This is a genomic window from Pseudogemmobacter humi (assembly GCF_900609055.1).
GTDB lineage: Bacteria > Pseudomonadota > Alphaproteobacteria > Rhodobacterales > Rhodobacteraceae > Pseudogemmobacter > Pseudogemmobacter humi.
Genome location: NZ_UXAW01000034.1, coordinates 19,510 through 39,921, shown reverse-complemented (window position 1 = coordinate 39,921; position 20,412 = coordinate 19,510). Strand labels below are relative to the sequence as shown.

Sequence of the window (20,412 nt, the reverse complement as noted above, 5' to 3'; positions counted from 1 at the left end):
CATGGCGGGCCCGGATGCAAGAGAGGTCGTCCTTGCCGCGCGCAACGTGGCGAAATCCTACGGCGCGGTCCATGCGCTGAAGGGGGTGAATTTCGACATTCACCGCGGCCAGGTCACCACCTTGTTCGGCGAGAACGGCGCCGGGAAATCCACGCTGATGAAGATCCTGTCCGGGGTGATCCAGCCCTCGTCGGGCGAGATCATCCTCGACGGCCAGCCGGTGACGTTCCAGAACTCGACCCATGCACGCGATCTGGGCATCTCGATCATCCACCAGGAACTGAGCCTCGCGCCGAACCTTTCGGTGCGCGACAACATCTTCATGGGGCGCGAGATCATGGGGCCGACCGGCGTGAACTACGCCGAAGAGGAAGCCCAGGTCCGCAGGCTGATGGCCGGGCTTGAGGAGGACATCGACCCGCTGACCCCGGTCGAGGATCTGCGCCTCGGCCAGCAGCAGATCGTGGAAATCGCCCGGGCGTTGTCGGTCGACAGCCGGATCCTGATCATGGACGAGCCGACCTCGGCACTGTCGGCCTCCGAGGTCGAGGTGCTGTTCAAAGTGATCAACGACCTGACCGCGAAGGGCGTCTCCATCGTCTATATCTCGCACCACCTGGAAGAGGCGCTCCAGATCACCGATCACGCCGTGGTGCTGCGCGATGGCACCATGACCGCCTGGGCGCCGCGCGATCAGATCGACCTGAACTGGATCGTCCGCAATATGGTGGGCGAGAATTACGACCTTGGCGCGCCGCCCTCGGGATATGAGTTCGGCAAGGTGGCGCTGTCGGTGCAGAACCTGGTACTGCCCGATCCGGGCGGCAATCCCTACAATGTGGTGGACAATCTGTCGCTGGATGTGCGCGCGGGCGAGGTGGTCTGCATCTACGGGCTGATGGGCGCCGGCCGGACCGAGCTGATGGAGACCCTCGCCGGTCGGCTGCGCGCCGCCTCGGGGAGGATCGAGCTGGAAGGCGCGGGGATTTCGCATCTCTCCATCGCCCAGCGCATCGCGCGTGGGCTGGCGCTGGTGCCCGAAGACCGGCAGCGCGACGGCCTGGTGCAGACGATGAGCGTCGGGCAGAATCTCTCGCTCGCCTCGATCCGCGCCTTCACCCGCGGGATCTTCACCTCGCGCCGGGCCGAGCAGAAGCTGATCCGCGACACGATCCGCGACGTGACGGTCAAGACCCCGGGCGGCAATGCGCCCATCGGTTCGCTCTCGGGCGGCAACCAGCAGAAGGTGGTGATCGGCAAGATCATGGCGACGAAGCCGAAGGTGATCTTGCTGGACGAGCCCTCGCGCGGGATCGACATCGGCGCCAAGGCCGAGGTGTTCCGCCTTTTGGCCGAGGGCGCGAAACAGGGCCTTGCCGTGGTCTATACGACTTCGGAAGTCAGCGAGTGCCTGTCCATCGCGCATCGCATCATCGTCATGCACAAGGGCCGGATCTCGGCCGAATTCGACGCCAGCGCCAGCAAGGAAATGATCATGGCCGCCTCGGGCGAAGCGCACGCGGCCTGAGACAGCAGTTCAGGGAAAACCATTCATGTCGGACCAGTCCCACACCCGCCCGGCCCCTGCCAGCGCCCCCAAAGGCGAAGGGTTCAGCCTGCTGCGCCTTTTGCTGGAAGGCCGCGCCTTCTTTGCCCTGATCGCCATCGTCCTGGTGTTCTCGCTCTTGTCGCCGAACTATTTCACGCTGCCGAATTTCCTGATCATGGCCAGCCAGGTGGCGATCTACGGGCTTCTGGCCATCGGGATGCTGCTGGTGATCCTGAACGGCGGCATCGACCTGTCGGTCGGCTCGATCCTTGCGCTTTGCGGCGTGGTGGCGGGCGCGATGATGCAGGGCGTCGAGGTGAAGGCGATGGGCGTCATCCTCTATCCGCCGGTCTGGGCGGTGGTGGTGCTGACCTGCGCGCTTGGCGGTCTTGTCGGCGCAGTGAACGGCGTGCTGGTCGCCTGGTTCCGGGTGCCCGCTTTCGTGGCCACTCTGGGCGTGATGTATGTCGCCCGGGGCGTGGCGCTCCTGATGACCAACGGCCTGACCTACAACAACCTTTCGGGCAAGGCCGAACTCGGGAACACCGGCTTCAACTGGCTGGGCTTCAACCGGCTGTGGGGGATTCCGATCTCGGTGATCGTGCTGTTCACCTGCGCCATGATCGCCTGGGCGATGCTCAGCCGCTCGGCCTTCGGGCGCTGGCTCTACGCCTCGGGCGGGAACGAGCGCGCGGCGGAACTGTCGGGCGTGCCGGTCAGGCGGGTGAAGATCACGGTCTACACGCTTTCCGGCGTGCTCTCGGCCATCGCCGGGCTGGTGCTGTCGTCGCAGCTCACCTCGGCCGGGCCGACCGCGGGCACCACCTACGAGCTGACCGCCATCGCCGCGGTGGTGATCGGCGGGGCGGCGCTGACCGGCGGGCGCGGCACGGTGCTGGGCACCATGCTGGGCGCCTTCGTGATCGGCTTTCTGTCGGCCGGTCTCGTGATCGTCGGCGTGTCGTCCTACTGGCAGACGGTGTTCACCGGCGCGGTGATCGTGCTCGCGGTGCTGATGAACTCGATCCAATACGGCAAGGGCGCGCGCAAGGCGTGACCCCCGGACTTCCCCGTCCGGGCCACGCCCCGGGCGGACACAGCAAGACCCCGCATTTCGCAACCCCAGGGAGGAGATCCGAATGCTTAAACTGACCCGCCGCGCGCTGATGGGCGCCGCCGCCGCGCTGCCGATGATGGCCTATGCCGCCTCGGCCGATGGGCTGATCTCGATCATCGTCACCGATCCGGCGAACCCCTACTGGTTCACCGAGGGCGAAGTCGCCAAAGCCACCGCCGAAGAGCTGGGCTATACCGCCAATGTCTCGTCGCACAAAGGCGACACCAATACCGAAAGCACCCTGATCGACACCGCGATCACCAACAAATCGGTGGCGATCATCCTCGACCCGGCCAATGCCGACGGCTCGATCGGCGCCGTGAAAAAGGCGGTCGACGCCGGAATCCCGGTGTTCCTGGTGAATGCCGAGATCAACCAGGAGGGCCTCGCCAAGGCGCAGCTCGTCTCGAACAACGCCCAGGGCGCGGCGCTTGGCGCGCAGCAATGGGTCGAGGCGGTCGGCGACAGCGGCAATTTCGTCGAACTGTTCGGCAATCCGGCGGACAACAACGCCGCCACCCGCTCGAACGGCTACGAGACCGTCATCACTCAATACCCCGACCTGGTGAAGAAGGGCCAGGAAGTCGCCAACTGGGACCGCACCCAGGGCTACCAGAAGATGCAGTCGCTCTTGCAGGCGAACCCCGACATCATCGGCGTGATCTCTGGCAATGACGAAATGGCGCTTGGCGCCATCGCCGCGCTGAAAGAGGCGGGCAAGCTGGAGCAGGTCAAGGTCGGCGGCTTCGACGGCTCGCCCGATGCGGTCGAAGCGGTGAAGGCCGGCGAGATGCAATATACCGTGCTGCAACCCGTCGCCATCTTCTCGGCCGAGGCGGTGCGCCAGGCCGACAATTTCATCAAGACCGGCGAAACCGGCGCGGCGACCGAGAAGCAGCTGTTCGACTGCCTGCTGATCACCGCCGAGAACGTGGACAAATACACCGCCCCGTTCGTTCTGTCGGAATGATCCCTGCGGGCGGGCCGGAGACCCCGGCCCGCCCCCTCTCGCGGCCCGCATGAAGGCGGCGTTGCGTTTCCGGCGAAATGCTCTATCCCGCACCCGGGAGGCGCCTCATGTCCGACAGCAGGCTATCGACCGACCAGCCCGAGCCGCGGCTGGCGGCAGACATTCTTCCGGCCGACAGCCGCCATGCGCGCCAGATCGCCCGGCGCCAGATGATCGCCGAAACCGTGATGGCCGAGGGCACGATCCGCATCGAGGATCTGACCGAACGCTTCGGCATCAGCCTGATGACCGCGCATCGCGACCTGGACGAACTGGCCAGCCGCGGGCTTTTGCGCAAGACGCGCGGCGTGGTCTCGGCCGCGCCCACCAGCCTGATCGAGGCCAGCGACGTTTACCGCACAAGCCGCCAGTCGGCCGAGAAACGCGCCATCGCCGCGGCGGCGGCCAGCGCGATAGAGCCCGGCCAGTCGGCGTTCTTCGACGACAGCACCACCGTGTTGCAGATGATCCCGCATCTGGCGCAGCGCGTGCCGCTGACCGCGATCACCAATTCGCTGACGCTGATGAACGCGCTGAAGGCCACGCCCGACATCTCGCTTCTGGGTCTGGGCGGGCAGTTCCATTCCTGGTGCAACGCTTTCATGGGGCCGGTGACGACGGCCGAGATCCGCCGGCTGCGCGCGGATCTGGTGTTCATGTCGATGGCGGCGATCACCGACGGGCTCGCCTTCCACCAGAGCCCCGAAATGGTCGAGACCAAACGCGCCATGTTCGACAGCGCGGCGCGGCGCATCCTTTTGGCCGACCACACCAAATTCGCCCGCCGCGCGCTGCATTCGATGTGCCCTTTGCGCGATTTCGACCTGGTGATCGTCGATGAGGGCGTGCCGCCCCGGATCCTTGACCAGATGCGGCAGACCGGGGTGAAATTGCAGGTGGTGCCGGTGCCTGCGGAAGAAGATTGTAACGCCAGTTGATGTTAATTTAACATCATGCAATGGTAACTTCGTCGGATGACGGAGCGCGCCATGACTGCCACCCCCTGCCTTCTCGGGATCGACAACGGGCTGACCGTGACCAAGGCGGTGGTGTTCGACGCCACCGGCCGGGCGCTTGCGGTGGCGCGGCGGCGGCTGCCGCAGATCATGCCTCGCCCGCATCATGTCGAGCGCGATATGGCGGCGCTGTGGCGCGCGACGGCGGAAGCGGTGGCCGAGGCGCTGGAAAACTCGGGCCGCGCTGGCGACATCGTGGCGGTGGCGGCGACCGCCCATGGCGACGGGCTTTATCTGCTGGACCGCGAGGGCGCGCCGCTCGGAAACGGCATCCTCTCGCTCGACAGCCGGGCGGGGGCGGTTGCGGATCTGTGGGCGGCGGACGGGACTGCCGCGCGGGCGCTGACCCTGACGGGGCAGATGCCGCATGCCTCGGCCCCGGCGGCGCTGCTGGCCTGGATACGGGACAACGAGCCGGAGCGGTTCGCCCGCATCGCGCATGTTCTCGCCTGCAAAGACTGGCTGCGTTACTGCCTGACCGGCACGATCGGCACCGATCTGACCGAGGCCAGCACCTCTTTCACCGAAGTCACCAGCCAGGATTACCACCCCGACATCCTGCCGCTCTACGGCCTCGGCGCCCTGTCCCTGCCCCAGGTGGCGCGGCCCGATGAGATCGTCGGCCATGTGACCGAAGCCGCCGCCGCGCTGACCGGGCTGCGGGCGGGCACGCCGGTGGTCGCCGGGCTGCATGACGTGACGGCCTCGGCGCTCGGGATCGGCGGGCACGGCAAGGGCCGGGTCGCCATCGTCGCCGGCACCTATTCGATCAACGAGACGGTTTCCGGGCACCCGCAGACCGACCCGCGCTGGTTCTGCCGCAACGGGCTCAGGCGCGGCGAATGGAACAACATGGCGATCTCGCCCGCCTCGGCAGCGAATTACGACTGGTTCCTCGATACGCTCTGCGGCGAGGACCGCGCCCGGACCGAGGCGGCGGGCGAGAGCTTCCACGCCGTGGTGACGCCCGAAATCGAAGCGGCTTTCGGGCGGGACTCCAGCCTGATGTTCCACCCCTATCTGTTCGGCTCGCCGCATGGCGCGGGGGCCTCGGCGGGGTTCCTCGGCCTGCGCGGCTGGCACAACCGCGGCGACATGCTGCGGGCGGTGATCGAGGGGATCGCCTTCAACCACCGCCTGCATGTCGATGCCCTGCGCGAGGGGTTCCGCCCGGAAACCGCGATGCTGACCGGGGGCATTTCGCGCAATCCTTTGTTCGCCCAGGTCTTCGCCGATGTGCTGGCCATGCCGGTCACGGTGACGGAAACCGAAGAGCCCGCCGCCTGGGGCGCGGCGCTTTGCGCCGGTGCGGCCGTGGGGCTGTTCGACAGCCCGACCGCCGACCCGCGCGATCTGGCCGCGCTCGGGCGGACCTGGCGGCCCGATCCCGCCCGCAGCGCGGATATGGCGAAACGCTACGCTCTGCATTGCGAGATCGCGCAGGCGATGGCCCCGCTCTGGCCCCGGCTGGAGGGCTTAAGCACATGAACCGGCGCGACGAAATCGCCGCTTATGTGATCGAACGCGGCGAGGTCAGGACCGACGATCTGGCCATGGCCTTCGGCGTCTCGCGGATGACGATCCACCGCCATGTCGAGGAACTGGCCCGCCAGGGCGTGTTGCGCAAGCTGCACGGCGCGGTCAGCGCCCAGCCCTCGGGCGTCTATGAGAGCCTGTTCTCCTGGCGCGAGAGCCGCGCGCCTCAGGCCAAGGCCGCGCTGGCGCGGGCCGCGCTGGCGGAGATTCTGCCGGGCCAGGCGGTGCTGATCGACGATTCCACCACCGCCGCGGCCCTTGGTCCGCACCTGCCGGGGCGGGTGCCACTGACCGTGGCGACGAACAGCCTCGGGCTGATGCAGCGCCTGGCCGGGCAACCGGATCTGGAGCTGATCGCGCTCGGCGGTGATTATCATCCGACCTACAACGCCTTCATCGGCCACCTTTGCGAGAATGCTTTGGCCGGGCTGCGGGTCAATCTGGCGATCTGTTCGGCCTCGGCCGTCTCTGACCTGGACGCTTTGATCCAGGACGCCCGCGTCACCCGCGTCAAACAGGCGATGCTGCGGGCGGCGGCGCGCAAGGTGCTGCTGGTCGACAGTTCCAAATTCGGCCGGGTCGCGCTGCACCGCTTTGCCGGGCTGAGAGATTTCGACGCGGTTTATACCGACGACATGCTTCCCCAGGACACCGCCCGCGCACTGCGCGAGGCCGGTGTTCCCCTGACCCTGGTGCCCGTGAAATGACTGACGTGAAAGACATCGACGTGCTGATCCTCGGCGCCGGGATCAACGGCGCGGGCAGCTTCCGCGACCTCTGCGAACAGGGGCTTGAGGTGGTGATCGCCGACAAGGGCGATTTCGGTTCCGGCACTTCGGCGGCGCCGTCGCGGCTGATCCATGGCGGGATCAAATATCTGGAGACCGGCGAATTCGGCCTGGTCGCGCAATCGACTCTGGAGCGCAATCTCCTGCTGAGAAACGCGCCCCATGCCGTCCATCCGCTGCATACGGTGATCCCGATCTTTTCCTGGCTGCGGGGGATTCCGGCGGCGATCCGCACGCTTTTCGGCTCGACCACGGCGCCGCGCAGCCGGGGGGCGGTGCTGATCAAGATCGGGCTGATGATCTACGACATCCACGGCGCGCGGCGCCGGGTGATGCCGAAGCACAAGCTGTGGTCGAGGGCGCGGGCACTGCGGGAGATCCCGCCGCTGACGCCGCGGATCGTGGCGGCGGGCACCTATTACGACGCGAAGGTCTCGATGCCCGAGCGGCTGGTGCTGGAGCTGATCCAGGACGGGCTGCGCGCCGAACCTCGCGCGCGGGCGCTGAACCATGCAGAGCTGTTGGGCACCGACGGATCGGTGGTGCGGCTGCGGGCAGCGGATGGCCGCGAACTGGCGCTGCGACCAAAGATCGTGATCAACGCAGGCGGTCCCTGGATCGACCGGGTAAATGAGACCCTCGGCGCGCCGTCCAGGCTGATCGGCGGCACCAAGGGCTCGCATATCCTCCTGGACCACCCCGGGCTGATCCGGGCGCTGAACGGGCGGATGATCTATTTCGAAGCCGACGACGGGCGGATCTGCCTTGTCTTCGACTATCTCGGCCGGGCGCTGGTGGGCTCGACCGACATCCGCGCGGCGAACCCCGACGAGGTGCGCTGCGAAGACGACGAGATCGCCTATTTCATGCAGGCGCTGGCGGGGCTGTTGCCGGGGTTGCGGTTCAGCCAGGACCAGATCGTCTATGCCTGTTCCGGGATAAGGCCGCTGCCGGCCTCGGACGGAACGGCGGTGGGGCTGATCAGCCGCGACCATTCCGCCCCGGTGGCGGAACCCGAAGGGGCGCGGTCCTGGCCCATCGTCTCGCTGGTGGGTGGCAAATGGACTACCTTCCGCGGTTTCGCCGAGGAGGTGACCGATCTGGTGCTGACCCGGCTGGGGCGCGCGCGGCTTGTGTCCACGCAAGACCTGCCGATCGGCGGCGGGCGGGATTATCCGGCCGACCCCGGAGCCTGGGCGGCGCAGGCGGCGCGCGAGACCGGCGCCACCCAGGAACGCGCCGCCCTCTTGCTGGCGCGCTACGGCAGCGGCGCGCGCGCGGTTCTGATGGCCGAGGGCGCGGCGCCCTCGCCGCTGGCGGATGCGCCGGAGTATAGCCTTCAGGAGCTCGGCTGGCTGGTGCGCCATGAGCAGGTCGTGCATCTGGACGATCTGGTGATGCGGCGCACCGCCCTCGCGGTGACCGGGCGGCTGAGCGCGGCGGGCCTTGCCGAAGCCGCCCGCGTGACCGCCGCCGCGCTGCACTGGGACGAGGCGCGGCGGCAGCAGGAACTGGACCAGACGCAAGCGAGGCTGGAAAACCGCCACCGCCTGCGTCTGGCGTGATCAGGCCAGCGAGGGCTCCAGGTCGAGGATCTGCTTCACCGCATGGGCGGCCTCGGCGCCCTTCTTCACGAAATGATCGGTGAAATAGTTCACCAGCGAATCCACCGGCTGGAAATTGTGCGGCGTCAGCGAAACCGAGAACACCGGCACTTCGGTTTCCAGCCCGACGTTCATCAGCCCGTCGACCACGGCCGAGGCGACGAAGTCGTGCCGGTAGATGCCGCCGTCCACCACCAGCGCGGCGGCGACGATGGCGTCATACCTGCCGGTCTTTGCCAGTTTCTTCGCCACCAGCGGCATCTCGAAAGCGCCGGGCACCGCGAAGGCGTCGATCTGCGCGCCGGGCAGCAGCTTTGCGGCCTCGGCGTTGAACCCGGCCAGCGCCTGATCGACGATATCGGCGTGCCAGCTTGCCTTGATGAAGGCGATACGGGGAGTTTTGGTCGTCATTTCGGAACCTATCCGTTGCGTTAACGTGTCAGGTCCCAGAGCATGTCCCACGCATGACCGGGCAGGCCCGTTCCATACGCGGTTCTCTTTCATCCGGACTATACCGTCGGCCCCGGAATTTCACCGGATCTGCTGACCCTTCCCGAAGAAAGGCGCTCGCGGGCTGTCACCGCCGGTGGGGAATCTCACCCCGCCCTGAGAACTTCCAAGGGCTAACATGGCGCAAAAGCTGAAATCAAGAGGATGGATTTGCCGATTGCACGCGCGGGCTTGTGATCTGCCGCCATTTCCCTATCCATTATTCAGGGAAATGCCAGGATCTGTGTGCAACTTTGCAGCATTGACTAAGCGAACCGACCAGTTCAGTTATGCCGGGTTGCGGCCGGACTATTGTCATGACGCCGCCGGAAGCCCGCGAAGCAGGAGACATCGATGATCAAGCGGCTCATTATTGCGATCATTCTTTTGGGCCTCGTCGTGGGCGGGATCGTCTGGTTCAAATTCTTTCGCGACGAGATGATCGCGCAATATCTGGGCGGAATGGTGCCGCCGCCGGTGCCCGTCTCGGCCGAGACGGTAGAGCCGGTGACCTGGCAGCCCGGGATCGACGCGGTGGGCACCGCGCTGTCGGCCCAGGGCGTGGATCTCGCCATCGAATCCGGCGGGCTGGTGCGTGAGGTGATGTTCAGCGCCAACGACAGCGTGACCGAAGGCCAGCAACTGGTGCAGATCGACGACGACAGCGAGAAGGCCGCGCTGGCCGCCGCCGAAGCCGCGCTTCAGGTCGCCATCGCCGACGCGAACCGCGCCCAGACCTTGCAGGACCGCGGCGTCGGGGCGGCCAATGCCACGGAAAGCGCTGCGGCCCAGACCGAAAGCGCCCGCGCCCAGGTGGCCCAGGGCCAGACCGCGCTCGACCGCAAGAAACTGACCGCGCCCTTCGCCGGAGAGATCGGCATTCCGCGGATCGAGGTTGGCGAATATGTCGCCCCCGGCCAGATCTACGCCACCTTGCAGGATCTGTCGCGGATGCGGGTGGATTTCTCGGTGCCCGAGCAGCAGCTCGCGGCGCTGACCATGGGCGGGCCGGTCACGGTCTACAGCGAGGTCAGCGACGTTTCGGCCCAGGGCCGCATCATCGGGATCGAGCCGCGGGTCGATCCGAACACGCGGATGGTCTCGGTCCGGGCCGAGGTGGACAATCCCTCGGGGCAGATCGTTCCGGGCCAGTTCCTGCGCGTGACCATCAACCAGCCGCAGGAAGACGGCGTGATCGCCGTGCCGCAGACCGCCGTCAGCTCTACCCTTTACGGCGATACGATCTTCGTGATCCGCGACGGCGAGGCCGAGGACGAACTGATCGTGGAACAGGTTTTCGTCAAGCTCGGGCGCCGCGCCGGCGGGCGGATCGAAGTGACCGAGGGCATCTCGGCCGGTGACCGGATCGCCACCTCGGGCCAGAACCGGCTGACCTCGGGCGGCAAGGTGGCGATCGACAATTCGGTCCCGCTGACCGTTACCGGCCAATAAGGGACGCGCGCGATGCATTTTTCGGAAATCTTCATCCGCCGCCCCGTCCTGTCCACGGTGCTGGCCGCGCTGATCATGTTCCTCGGTCTTGCCTCGGTGTTCAACCTGCCGGTGCGGCAATATCCCGAGGTCGAGGAATCGGTGATCACCGTCACCACGATCTACCCCGGCGCCAGCCCCGATCTGATCCAGGGCTTCATCACCTCGCCCATCGCGGCGGCAGTCTCGACCACCGAGAACGTGGATTACATCACCAGCGCCTCGCGGCCCTCGGCCTCGGTGGTGACGGTGCAGATGAAGCTGGGCGCCAATCCCGACATCGCGCTGACCGAGGTGATGTCCAAGGTCAACCAGGTGCGCGGGCAATTGCCCTCGGACGCCGAGGATCCGGTGATCCTGAAAGGCACTGGCATGACGTTCGCGCTGATGTATCTGGCGGTGCAGAACCCCAATATGTCGTCCGAACAGCTGAACGAATATCTTGAGCGCGTGATCAGCCCGCGCGTGACCAACATCCAGGGCGTCGCGCAGATGGAGATCCTGGGCGGCCAGGAGTTCACCATGCGGATCTGGCTGGATCCGCTGCAACTCTCGGCGCGCGGCGTGACCCCGGCCGAGGTGCTGGGGGCGGTGCGCGCCTCGAACTTCCTGTCGGCGCCGGGCAAGACCGAAAACGAGTATTTCGCCTATGCGCTGACGCTGGAATCCACCATCCAGACCGCCGAGGCCTTCGGCGCACTGCCGCTGATGCAGGGCGAGAACGGCACCGTGCGGCTGCGCGACGTGGCGCGGGTGGAACTGGCCTCGGGCGAGCCGGACGGGATCGTGACCTTCCGCGGCCAGCCCGGCACCTTCATCGGCATCATCCCTGCCCCGGGCGAGAACCAGCTCGACGTGGCCTCGAACGTGCTGGAGGCCCTGCCCGGCATTCAGGCAACGCTGCCCGACGGCATGAGCATCACCATGGTCTACGACAGCACCGAGACCATCTCGGCCTCGATCTGGGAGGTGTTCAAGACCATCGCCGAGGCCGTGCTGATCGTGGTGGTGGTGATCCTGCTGTTCCTCGGCTCGTTCCGTTCGGTGGTCATGCCGATCATCACGATCCCCTTGTCGCTGATCGGGGTCTGCGCGGTGATGCTGGCGCTTGGCTATTCGATCAACCTCCTGACGCTGCTGGCCATGGTGCTGGCCATCGGCCTGGTGGTGGACGACGCCATCGTGGTGGTGGAAAACATCCACCGCCATATCGACGAGGGCATGACGCCGCCGCAGGCCGCGATCAAAGGCATGAAAGAGATCACCGGCCCGGTGATCGCCATGACGATCACGCTGGCCGCCGTGCTGGCGCCGCTTGCCTTCACCGGCGGGCTGACGGGATCCCTGTTCACCGAATTCGCGCTGACGCTGGCGGGGTCGGTGGTCATCTCGGGCGTGGTCGCGCTGACCATCACCCCCACCATGTCGGCGCGGCTGCTCAGCCATGACGAGCCGGGGCGGTTCCAGAAGATCGTCGACCGCACGCTGAACGGGATTTCCAACTGGTATGAGCGGCGGGTATCCTCGTCGCTCGACTATCGGCCCGTCACCTTCCTGATGGTGGTGGCGCTTCTGGGCGGCACCGGCTTCATGTTCCTCAACACCTCGTCGGAACTCGCGCCCGAGGAAGACCAGGGCGCGCTGTTCGCGCTGATGAACGCGCCGCGCTACGCCACGCTGGATTACACCCAGGCCTTCGCCGACGAAGTGACCACCCGCACCAAGGACATCCCCGAACTGGAGACCTATTTCTCGGTCGCCGGGATGGGCGGGGCGGCGAACACCGGCTTCTACATCTGGGCGCTGAAGGACTGGGCCGCGCGCGACCGCAGCCAGGCCGAGATCCAGGCCGAAATCCAGGCCACGCTGGACGGCACGCCGGGCCTGCAAAGCTACGTCTTCTCGCCGCCCTCGCTGCCGGGCGCGGGGGGCGGGCTGCCGATCGCGCTGGTGCTGCAAACCATCTATCCGCCCGAGCGCGTGGTCGAGATCGCCGACGAGATCCGCAACCGCGCCATGCAGAGCGGCATGTTCATCGTGGTGCAGAACAGCATGTCCTTCGACGCGCCCCAGGTGCGGCTGACCATCGACCGCGACCGCGCCGCCAATCTGGGCGTCTCGGTCAGCGACATCGGCACGACGCTGGGCCTTCTGGTCGGCGGCGGTGCGGTGGCGCAGTTCGACCGCGATTCCAACAGCTACGACATCATCACCCAGGTGCCGCGCGAATGGCGCGACAACCCCGAGCGGCTGAGCGAATTCTTCGTGCGCTCATCGACCGGGGCGATGCTGCCGCTTTCCTCGGTGGTGACGCTGAACCCGGGCGTCAGCGCGGCCTCGATCGAGCAGTTCAACCAGCTCAACTCGGCCACGCTTCAGGCGATGCCGATGCCCGGGCTTTCGACCGGCGTCGCGCTGGCCGAGCTGGAGCGGATCACCGCCGAAGTGCTGCCCGACGGCTTCTTCGTCGATTATTCGGGCCAGTCGCGGCTGGAGAAATCCGAGGGCAACACGATCCTGCTGGCCTTCGGCGCGGCCATCGTGGTGATCTACCTGGTGCTGGCGGCGCAGTTCGAGAGCTTCCGCGACCCGTTCGTCATCATGATGTCGGTGCCGCTGTCGATCTTCGGCGCGATCCTGCCGCTGTATTTCGGGGTCTCGACCCTGAACATCTATACGCAGGTGGGGCTGATCACCCTGATCGGGCTGATCACCAAACACGGGATCCTGATGGTGGAATTCGCCAACCAGCAGCGCGAGGAGCACGGGCTGTCCCGCCGCGCGGCCATCGTCGCGGCGGCGAAGACCCGTCTGCGGCCGATCCTGATGACCACCGCCGCCATGGCGCTGGCCGTGGTGCCGCTGATCATCGCCGACGGCGCGGGCGCCGCCGCGCGGCAGGCAATGGGTCTGGTGATCTTCACCGGGCTTCTGATCGGCACGCTGTTCACGCTGTTCGTGGTGCCGATGTTCTACACGCTGATCTCGCGCTCGGATGCGTCCTTCGCGCTGCACAAACGCGATGTGGAACGGCAGTTCGGGCCATCGGCCTCGGCCTCGCACTGACCGGAAAGGGGGCCAGCGGCCCCCTTTTCCATCGCGGCGCGGGAACTTCCTCTTCCCGAAAGGGTTGCGGGCAGGCCGGGATGGCGAATATATTTCCCCGACATGCCGGTGCTGCCGGCGAAACATGGTGAAACGGTGCAACGCGGCGACGGCAGCTTATGCAGCAGAAAGACCGGAGCCTCTCCGGCACCTGCGGCCATGCCCGGCGCCCGCCCGCGCGCAGAACGCCCCGCACCTGCCGCCGCGGCGGAAGATCCCGGCGAAAGTGCCGGTCCCGCCAGCCGATGTAGGGCTGCGCGCCCGCCCTCTCTTTTCCTGAACCGGCGATCCGGCCCCTTTGCGGCCGTCACAGCCCCATGCCTTTTCCGCCGCGCGGCGCCCCTGCCCGCGCGGCTTTCTCATTCCGGAGCCAGAACCCGTGTTCTTTGAATGGATGTCCGACCCGGCCGCCTGGGCCGGTCTTGCCACGCTGATCGTGCTTGAGATCGTGCTGGGCATCGACAACCTCGTGTTTATCGCGGTTCTGGCCGACAAGCTGCCCGCCCATCAGCGCGACAGGGCGCGGATCACCGGGCTTGGACTCGCGCTTGGGATGCGGCTGATCCTGCTGGCCTCGATCGCCTGGATCGTCACGCTTCAGACAAACCTGTTCAGCATTTTCGGCCACGGCTTCTCGGGGCGCGATCTGATCCTGATCTTCGGCGGGCTGTTCCTGCTGTTCAAGGGCACGGTCGAGTTGCACGAACGGCTTGAGGGCCACCAGAGCCGCAAGCAGACCGGCGTGGTCCAGGTCGCCTTCTGGCAGGTTCTCTTGCAGATCGTGGTGCTGGATGCGGTATTCTCGCTCGACAGCGTGATCACCGCGGTCGGCATGGTTCAGCATCTGTCGATCATGTATATCGCGGTGATCGTCGCCATGGCGGTGATGCTCCTGATGGCGAAATCCTTGATGGCCTTCGTCTCGCGCCATCCGACGGTGGTGATCCTCTGCCTCGGCTTCCTGATGATGATCGGCTTCTCGCTGATCGTCGAAGGGTTCGGGTTCCATATCCCCAAAGGCTATCTCTATGCCGCCATCGGCTTCTCGGTCGGGATCGAGGCGCTGAACCAGATCGGCCGCAGGAACCGCGAGAAATACATCACCTCGGGCGACATGCGCGACCGCACCGCCGAGGCGGTGCTGCGCCTTCTGGGCGGCAAGCGCGGCGAGGTGGATCTGGGCGGCACCGCCGATGTGATCGCCGACCGCGCCGCCGAGCAGGAGTTGTTCGCGCGCGAGGAGAAAGACATGATCCAGGGCGTGCTTGGCCTGACCGACCGGCCCTGCACCTCGGTGATGACCCCGCGCAACGAGATCGACTGGATCGACCTCGATGCCGACGAGGCGAAGATCCGCGACCAGATCCTCGATCAGAAGCATTCGCGCTTTCTGGTGGGGCGCGGCAACCTGGACGATTTCACCGGCGTGGCGCTGGCGCGCGATCTGATGCGCGACCTGCTGACCGAGGGGAAGATCAACCCCGAACGCTCGGTGCGCGAGCCGCTGGTGTTGCATGAAAGCGTCTCGGTGCTGCGGATGATGGAGCAGCTTCGCCGCTCGCCGGTGCAGCTTGCGGTGATCGTCGACGAATTCGGCTCGCTGGAGGGGATCGTCACCCCGACCGACGTGCTGGAGGCCATCGCCGGCGATTTCCCCGACGAGGACGAGGATCCGCTGACCGAGGAACGCGGCGAGGACGGGTCCTGGCTGCTGGACGGCTGGATCGACATCCGCCGCGCCTCGCAACTGCTGCAAGCGGATCTTGAGGACGACACCGAGCGCTATTCGACACTGGCGGGCTATATCCTGTGGCGGCTCGGCCATATGCCGGTCGAGGGGGAGAAAACCGTTTTCGACGGGCTGAGCTTCGAGATCGTGGCGATGAACGGCCGCGCCATCGACAAGGTGCGGGTCACCCCCACGGCTTCGGAATGACCCACCGACCTTTGACCCGGAGCGCCAGACGAACGGACAGGTCAGCCGCCCCGGGCTGCACGTCATGCGGCCGAAGGTCTGGCTTCGCCTTACTCCGGTGCGGATCAGGCCCGCCTTCGGCTTGCCCGCCTGCCCGGATGTCTTGACAGTGCCGACATTTGGACGACATTCTTTACGTTGAATTTATTTAGTTACGACATGCCGAAGAGCACAGGGCACAGAACAGCGCGATGACGGATGCACCCCCCACGGCCCCTGACCTTCACGTGCTGATCGCCGACGATCACACGCTGATCCTTGAAATCATCGGCATGGTGCTGGAACACACGCCCGACATCAAACTCAGCACGGCCGTATCGGTCGATGGCGCCGTCGAGCAGCTGAAGAAGAACGGCAGTTTCGATCTGATCCTGCTGGATCTGGACATGCCCGGCATGCACGGGGTCGAGACCCTGAAACAGATCGCCGAGATGAACAGCGGCCGCCCGGTCGGCATCATCACCGGCGGGCCGACGCCGCGCGTGGTCGAGGAAATGACCAAACACGGCGCGGCGGGGGTGATTCCCAAGACCACCTCGATGAAAAGCCTGACCAATGCGATCCGTTTCATGGCCGCGGGCGAGCGTTATTTCCCGCTGGAGCTGATGCAGGAGCAAAAGGCCCGCAACGCCTTCGTCTCGCCGCTGTCCGAGCGGGAGATCTCGGTGCTGAACGAACTGGCCGACGGCAAGCCCAACCGCGAGATCGGCGAGAAGCTGAAGCTCGCCGAGGCCACGGTCAAGATGCACGTCAAGTCGATCTGCCGCAAGCTGGGGGTCAGCAACCGCACCCAGGCGGTGATCACCGCGCGGGATCTGAAACTGGTCTGATCAGGCCAGCGCGCTGTTGTAATACTCGTTGTTCTGATAGGCCGCCTGCACGCCCATGGTCAGCGCGGTCTGCAACAAGGGCGGCTTCAGCGTCACGTCGCAGGCCATCATCCGCTCGCAGGTGAAATCATGCGAGCGCACCTCGCTGGAAACCAGCACCACCGGCAGCGAGGGCACCGCCCGGCGCACCTGGAGACAGAAGTCGATCGTCGTCTCGGTGTCGCCCAGGTAATCCGAGTCGACCAGGATGAAATCCAGCCGCGGCGCGTATTCGCGCAGCCAGTCCATCGTCATGCGCTTTTCCGACACCACCATCACCACGGCGCGCATCCGGTCTGCCCATTCCGACAGATCGCGCGACATGCTGCCCATCTCGCCGCACATCAGGATCAGCCCCTTGGGGCACAGCGGCGCGTCGATAAGCCGGTCGGCCTTGAGGCTCATCGCCTCGGCCGCCGGAGGATCGTCGCGCGGGGGAACGCGGACCACCAGAGCAGAGTCCGGCATGGTTTTCGGCGCCTCGTGCGACTGCCAGGATCTGAACACCACGGCCTCCATCCAACAATGGGTATGGCTCATTAAATACATACTTTAGTTGGCAAAACAATCTTTAGAATAAGGTATTTTCGTGGCAGCCACCTGGGCGGCACGCAAAGAAAAACACCGATGGCTTAGCCATCGGTGTTCTGAACGGGCGGGCAATCAGGTTCAGAAAGACGTGCTGAAACTGACGCCGAAGCTCTGCCGGTCATCGGTCGGCAGCGAATCCACCGGCTTCGCCACGAACAGCGATACCGGGACCGAGCCGATGTCCAGCGTCAGCGACAGGCCGACCGAACTGCGGATCTGGCGGCTGTCGTCGATGGTGCCGCCGAGGGTATCGTCCAGCCCCCAGGCCGAGCCGACATCGGCGAACAGGCCCACGCGGGGCTCGGTGCCCAGGATCTCATCGATCTCGCGCTGCAATTCCAGGCTGGTGACGTAATATTTGTTGGCGCCGACGAAGTAATTGCCGTCCTTCGGGCCGATGCCGCGCGGGGCGAAGCCGCGGAAATCAGCGCCGCCGATGAAGAAGCGGTCCACCGCCCGGGTGCTCTGCCCGCTTTCGGCCGAAACCAACCCGCCGCGCAGGCTGACGAGGAACGAGGTATTGTCCGACAGCGCGAACCGCGCATCGGCCTCGACCCGGGTCTCGGCGGTGCGCTGATCGGTGCCGAGGCCCCAGAAATACTGGTCCAGCGACAGCGAGAGCCCGGTCACCAGGCCGCCGCCGCCACTCTCGGCCGGGTTGCCGGAATAGCTCAGCCCGATGCGGATATAAGGCGCATCGACCACGCCGGCCTCGGTGCTGAAAAGCGCGCTGGCGCCCGGCACCACGTCGGACATCTCGTCACGGCGGTAGCCCAGACCGAACTCGGCCCGGGCGCCGTTGTCGAACGGCCAGGCGAGATAGGGCTCGATCAGGGCGCGCTTCGTGGTGAAGCCCTGATCGCCGTATTCGGTGGTGCGCAATCCGGTATCGAGGCCGAAATCGACATTGCCGAAGGCGTCGGCGGTATAGAGATGGGTCTGGATCGACCGCACCTCTTCGGAGAATTTCAGCTCGACCGCGCCGAACGTGCCGGGGAACAGGTTGTAGCGCTCGAAATAGATGCTGGCGGCGGCGCCGTCGCGGCTGTCATAAGCGAGACCCAGTTCGATCCGGCCGGGGCGGTCGTTCAGTTCCTCGACCGAGACGACCAGCGTCTCGCCCTCGCCCGCGACCCGGACGCTGCGGAACTGGCCGCTGTTCATCAGACAATCCTGCACCGCGCGCATGTCTCCGGCGGTGTAGCTGACGCCGGGGACGATCTCGCAGGCGGCGGTGATGTTCTCCTGCGGGATGAACTGGGCGCCGCGCACTTCGACCGCATTATAGGTGCGCGCCTGAAGCCCGCCGGTCAGGGCGAAACCCGCAGCGGCAAAAAAGACGGAAACGGGCAACGCATGTTGCCGGAGCAGACGGGCAGCCAAGTCTTGATCTCCTCAGTGGCAGCTGAGACAGGAAACGCCGGACGGAATCACGACAAACAGGGTGATATCGCAACCGGATGTTGCGCGCACCCGATTCTTGCCATCTTTTGTATACATCCTATCCTGGAATGACTCATCCGGGGGGCGATCCGCCTCCGGAACATGCCGCCCTGACGAGAATGACATGACCAAAGCCCGGCCTTTCACAAGTTTTCTGCGCGACAGTCAGGGCGCGGTCACGGTGTTCTTCGTGATCATGTTTCCGCTTTTACTGCTGATCGGGGGCCTTGCGACCGATGTGACGCTGCTGAACGCGCAAAAGCGCTATGTGCAGTCTCAGGCCGACCTGGCGGCGCAAAGCGCCGCGCGGTATCTGCCGGACGTGGCAAAGGTGCGCAGCACCGCGCGCGCGGTGGTCGTGCGCAACGACCGCTATGGCGAGATCACTCTGGCCGACACCGACATTCTTCTGGGCAGCTACGATCCCGAGGACGGGATATTCACGCCGCATCCGAACCAGAACAATCCGGTGGGCAGCAATGCGGTGCGGGTGAAGGTGCCCTCGCCCTTCTCGCCGCTGCTCTTGCGGCCGGTGCTGCAAGACGAGAACATCACCATCCGCCGCGCCGCGGTGGCTGTGCAGAACGACATCATCGTCTTTTCCCTGCGCAATTCGCTGCTGAGCGTGAACACCAGCCGTTCGATGCTGGATCCGCTGTTGCAAAACGTGCTGGGGCTGCGGCTGGCCACCCATGTCGCCGGATACCGCGGGCTGGCCGATGCGCGGGTCGGGCTGAACAACCTGCTCGGTCTGGGGGCCGAGGCGCTGAACCTCGGGATCGACGCCGGGCTCGTGACCTTCAACGATGTGCTGAACGCGCCGATCCGGCTGAGCTCGCTTCTGGGGCTGGACCCGCTCGGCAGCCTGCTGACGCCGGTGGGGACCGGTTCCGCACCGGCATCGCTGCGGCTTGGCGATCTGCTGAAACTGTCGCCCGGGCTGGCCGAGGCGCATATCGGCGACGTGCTGCCCGATATTTCGGTGAACGCGCTGGATCTGGTGACCGCGATGCTGGGGCTGGCGGGGGCGAAGCTGCCCGACGACGAGCGGCTCACAATCGGTCTGGGCCTCAATCTCGGGCCGGTGGCGAATGTCGGTCTGACGGTGGGTCTGTTGTCGCAGCCGGTGACGGTGGTCGCGCGGATGAGCGATTCCCCCCTACCCGCAGCGACGATCGAACAGGCCAATGTCGATGTGAGTGCGGATGTCGTGGATCTGGGCGCCGCAGGTCTGCCGACGCTGATCGGCCTCGATCTCGATCTGGGCGCGATCCGGGCTCGGGCCGTGCCCGAGAAACTGTATTGCAATGCCACCGGCAGCCAGACCCTGGCCGAGTTCACCGTCACCCCCAGTCTCGCGGATCTGGGGCTTTCGGCGCGGGTGCTGCAAAGCCGGGTGGACAGCCATATCTCGGCCGCGCTGCGCGGGCTGGTGTCCATCACCATCGAATCGCACCTGGCCGGGCGCAACCTGGTGGGCACACCGCAACGGGTGGCGATCAGCCATCAGCAGTTTCTGGCGGGTGACGGGGTGACGGTCGGCCTGACCTCATTGTTCGCGCCGTTGCGCGATGCCGTCCGGCAACTGATCAACGGGCTGGAAATCAAGGTGACGCTGCTTGGCGGCCTGCTCGGGCCGCTGCTGAACATCCTGCTCAATTCTGTGCTGGGCCTCATCACCAATCTGGTGCTGGTGCCGGTTCTGTCGCTGCTGGCGGGCGCGCTCGACGGGATCGTGATGGGGCTGTTGCAGATCCTGGGTGTTCAGATCCTCCCGGCCGAGCTGGTGGTTCACGATTTCTCCTGCACGGGCAAGCTGGCGCTCTGAGC

At 66.0% G+C, this 20,412-nt stretch carries 15 protein-coding genes and 1 riboswitch; of the genes, 12 read left to right on the top strand and 3 right to left on the bottom strand.

The annotated features are described in order from the left end of the window. Nucleotide 1 precedes the first annotated feature (1 nt). From XINFAN_RS02815 to XINFAN_RS02785, 7 genes are all read left to right on the top strand, one after another. Nucleotides 2-1,528, top strand: a complete 1,527-nt coding sequence (locus XINFAN_RS02815) for a sugar ABC transporter ATP-binding protein (protein ID WP_124084984.1) — start codon at nt 2-4, stop codon at nt 1,526-1,528. 25 nt (nt 1,529-1,553) lie between these two features. Next, nucleotides 1,554-2,606 carry an ABC transporter permease gene (locus tag XINFAN_RS02810; RefSeq protein WP_124084983.1) on the top strand — a complete coding sequence of 351 codons (1,053 nt, stop codon included), beginning with the start codon at nt 1,554-1,556 and terminating at the stop codon, nt 2,604-2,606. A gap of 82 nt (nt 2,607-2,688) precedes the next feature. Beyond that, complete coding sequence (locus XINFAN_RS02805; RefSeq protein ID WP_124084982.1) at nt 2,689-3,636, top strand: D-ribose ABC transporter substrate-binding protein; 948 nt, start codon at nt 2,689-2,691, stop codon at nt 3,634-3,636. Nucleotides 3,637-3,743: 107 nt separating this feature from the next. After that, nucleotides 3,744-4,613, top strand: coding sequence for a DeoR/GlpR family DNA-binding transcription regulator (locus tag XINFAN_RS02800; protein ID WP_124084981.1), 870 nt, complete (start codon nt 3,744-3,746; stop codon nt 4,611-4,613). Between the two features lie 51 nt (nt 4,614-4,664). Next, complete coding sequence (locus XINFAN_RS02795) at nt 4,665-6,179, top strand: FGGY-family carbohydrate kinase (protein WP_124084980.1); 1,515 nt, start codon at nt 4,665-4,667, stop codon at nt 6,177-6,179. Next, nucleotides 6,176-6,934 carry a DeoR/GlpR family DNA-binding transcription regulator gene (locus tag XINFAN_RS02790; RefSeq protein ID WP_124084979.1) on the top strand — a complete coding sequence of 253 codons (759 nt, stop codon included), beginning with the start codon at nt 6,176-6,178 and terminating at the stop codon, nt 6,932-6,934. The genes XINFAN_RS02795 and XINFAN_RS02790 overlap by 4 nt, the downstream gene beginning before the upstream one ends. After that, nucleotides 6,931-8,580 (top strand): glycerol-3-phosphate dehydrogenase/oxidase, encoded by a 1,650-nt coding sequence (locus tag XINFAN_RS02785; RefSeq protein WP_124084978.1) that lies wholly within the window; start codon nt 6,931-6,933, stop codon nt 8,578-8,580. The genes XINFAN_RS02790 and XINFAN_RS02785 overlap by 4 nt, the downstream gene beginning before the upstream one ends. Here the strand turns inward: XINFAN_RS02785 and XINFAN_RS02780 are convergent, their stop codons facing one another. Further along, entirely contained in the window at nt 8,581-9,030 is a 450-nt protein-coding gene (locus XINFAN_RS02780; protein ID WP_124084977.1) for a 6,7-dimethyl-8-ribityllumazine synthase, read from the bottom strand. It abuts the gene before it with no gap. 77 nt (nt 9,031-9,107) lie between these two features. Continuing rightward, nucleotides 9,108-9,237: riboswitch (FMN riboswitch) on the bottom strand. A gap of 225 nt (nt 9,238-9,462) precedes the next feature. Between XINFAN_RS02780 and XINFAN_RS02775 the strand changes: the two genes are divergently transcribed. The 4 genes from XINFAN_RS02775 to XINFAN_RS02760 all read left to right on the top strand — a co-directional run bounded on the left by XINFAN_RS02775 (nt 9,463) and on the right by XINFAN_RS02760 (nt 16,509). Beyond that, nucleotides 9,463-10,560, top strand: a complete 1,098-nt coding sequence (locus XINFAN_RS02775) for an efflux RND transporter periplasmic adaptor subunit (RefSeq protein ID WP_124084976.1) — start codon at nt 9,463-9,465, stop codon at nt 10,558-10,560. Between the two features lie 12 nt (nt 10,561-10,572). Next, nucleotides 10,573-13,665 (top strand): efflux RND transporter permease subunit, encoded by a 3,093-nt coding sequence (locus XINFAN_RS02770; protein WP_124084975.1) that lies wholly within the window; start codon nt 10,573-10,575, stop codon nt 13,663-13,665. Nucleotides 13,666-14,083: 418 nt separating this feature from the next. After that, nucleotides 14,084-15,640, top strand: a complete 1,557-nt coding sequence (locus tag XINFAN_RS02765) for a TerC family protein (RefSeq protein WP_124084974.1) — start codon at nt 14,084-14,086, stop codon at nt 15,638-15,640. A gap of 230 nt (nt 15,641-15,870) precedes the next feature. Next, on the top strand, nt 15,871-16,509 hold the full coding sequence (locus XINFAN_RS02760) for a response regulator transcription factor (protein WP_124084973.1): 639 nt from the start codon (nt 15,871-15,873) through the stop codon (nt 16,507-16,509). Here XINFAN_RS02760 and XINFAN_RS02755 read toward each other — a convergent pair whose 3' ends face one another. Together XINFAN_RS02755 and XINFAN_RS02750 are read right to left on the bottom strand one after the other, a co-directional pair. Then, nucleotides 16,510-17,088, bottom strand: a complete 579-nt coding sequence (locus XINFAN_RS02755; RefSeq protein WP_124084972.1) for a hypothetical protein — start codon at nt 17,086-17,088, stop codon at nt 16,510-16,512. A gap of 129 nt (nt 17,089-17,217) precedes the next feature. After that, nucleotides 17,218-18,522, bottom strand: coding sequence for a BamA/TamA family outer membrane protein (locus XINFAN_RS02750; RefSeq protein ID WP_124084971.1), 1,305 nt, complete (start codon nt 18,520-18,522; stop codon nt 17,218-17,220). A gap of 184 nt (nt 18,523-18,706) precedes the next feature. On the opposite strand from XINFAN_RS02750, the gene XINFAN_RS02745 reads away from it, so the two are divergent. Further along, entirely contained in the window at nt 18,707-20,410 is a 1,704-nt protein-coding gene (locus tag XINFAN_RS02745; protein ID WP_124084970.1) for a pilus assembly protein TadG-related protein, read from the top strand. Nucleotides 20,411-20,412 lie beyond the last annotated feature (2 nt).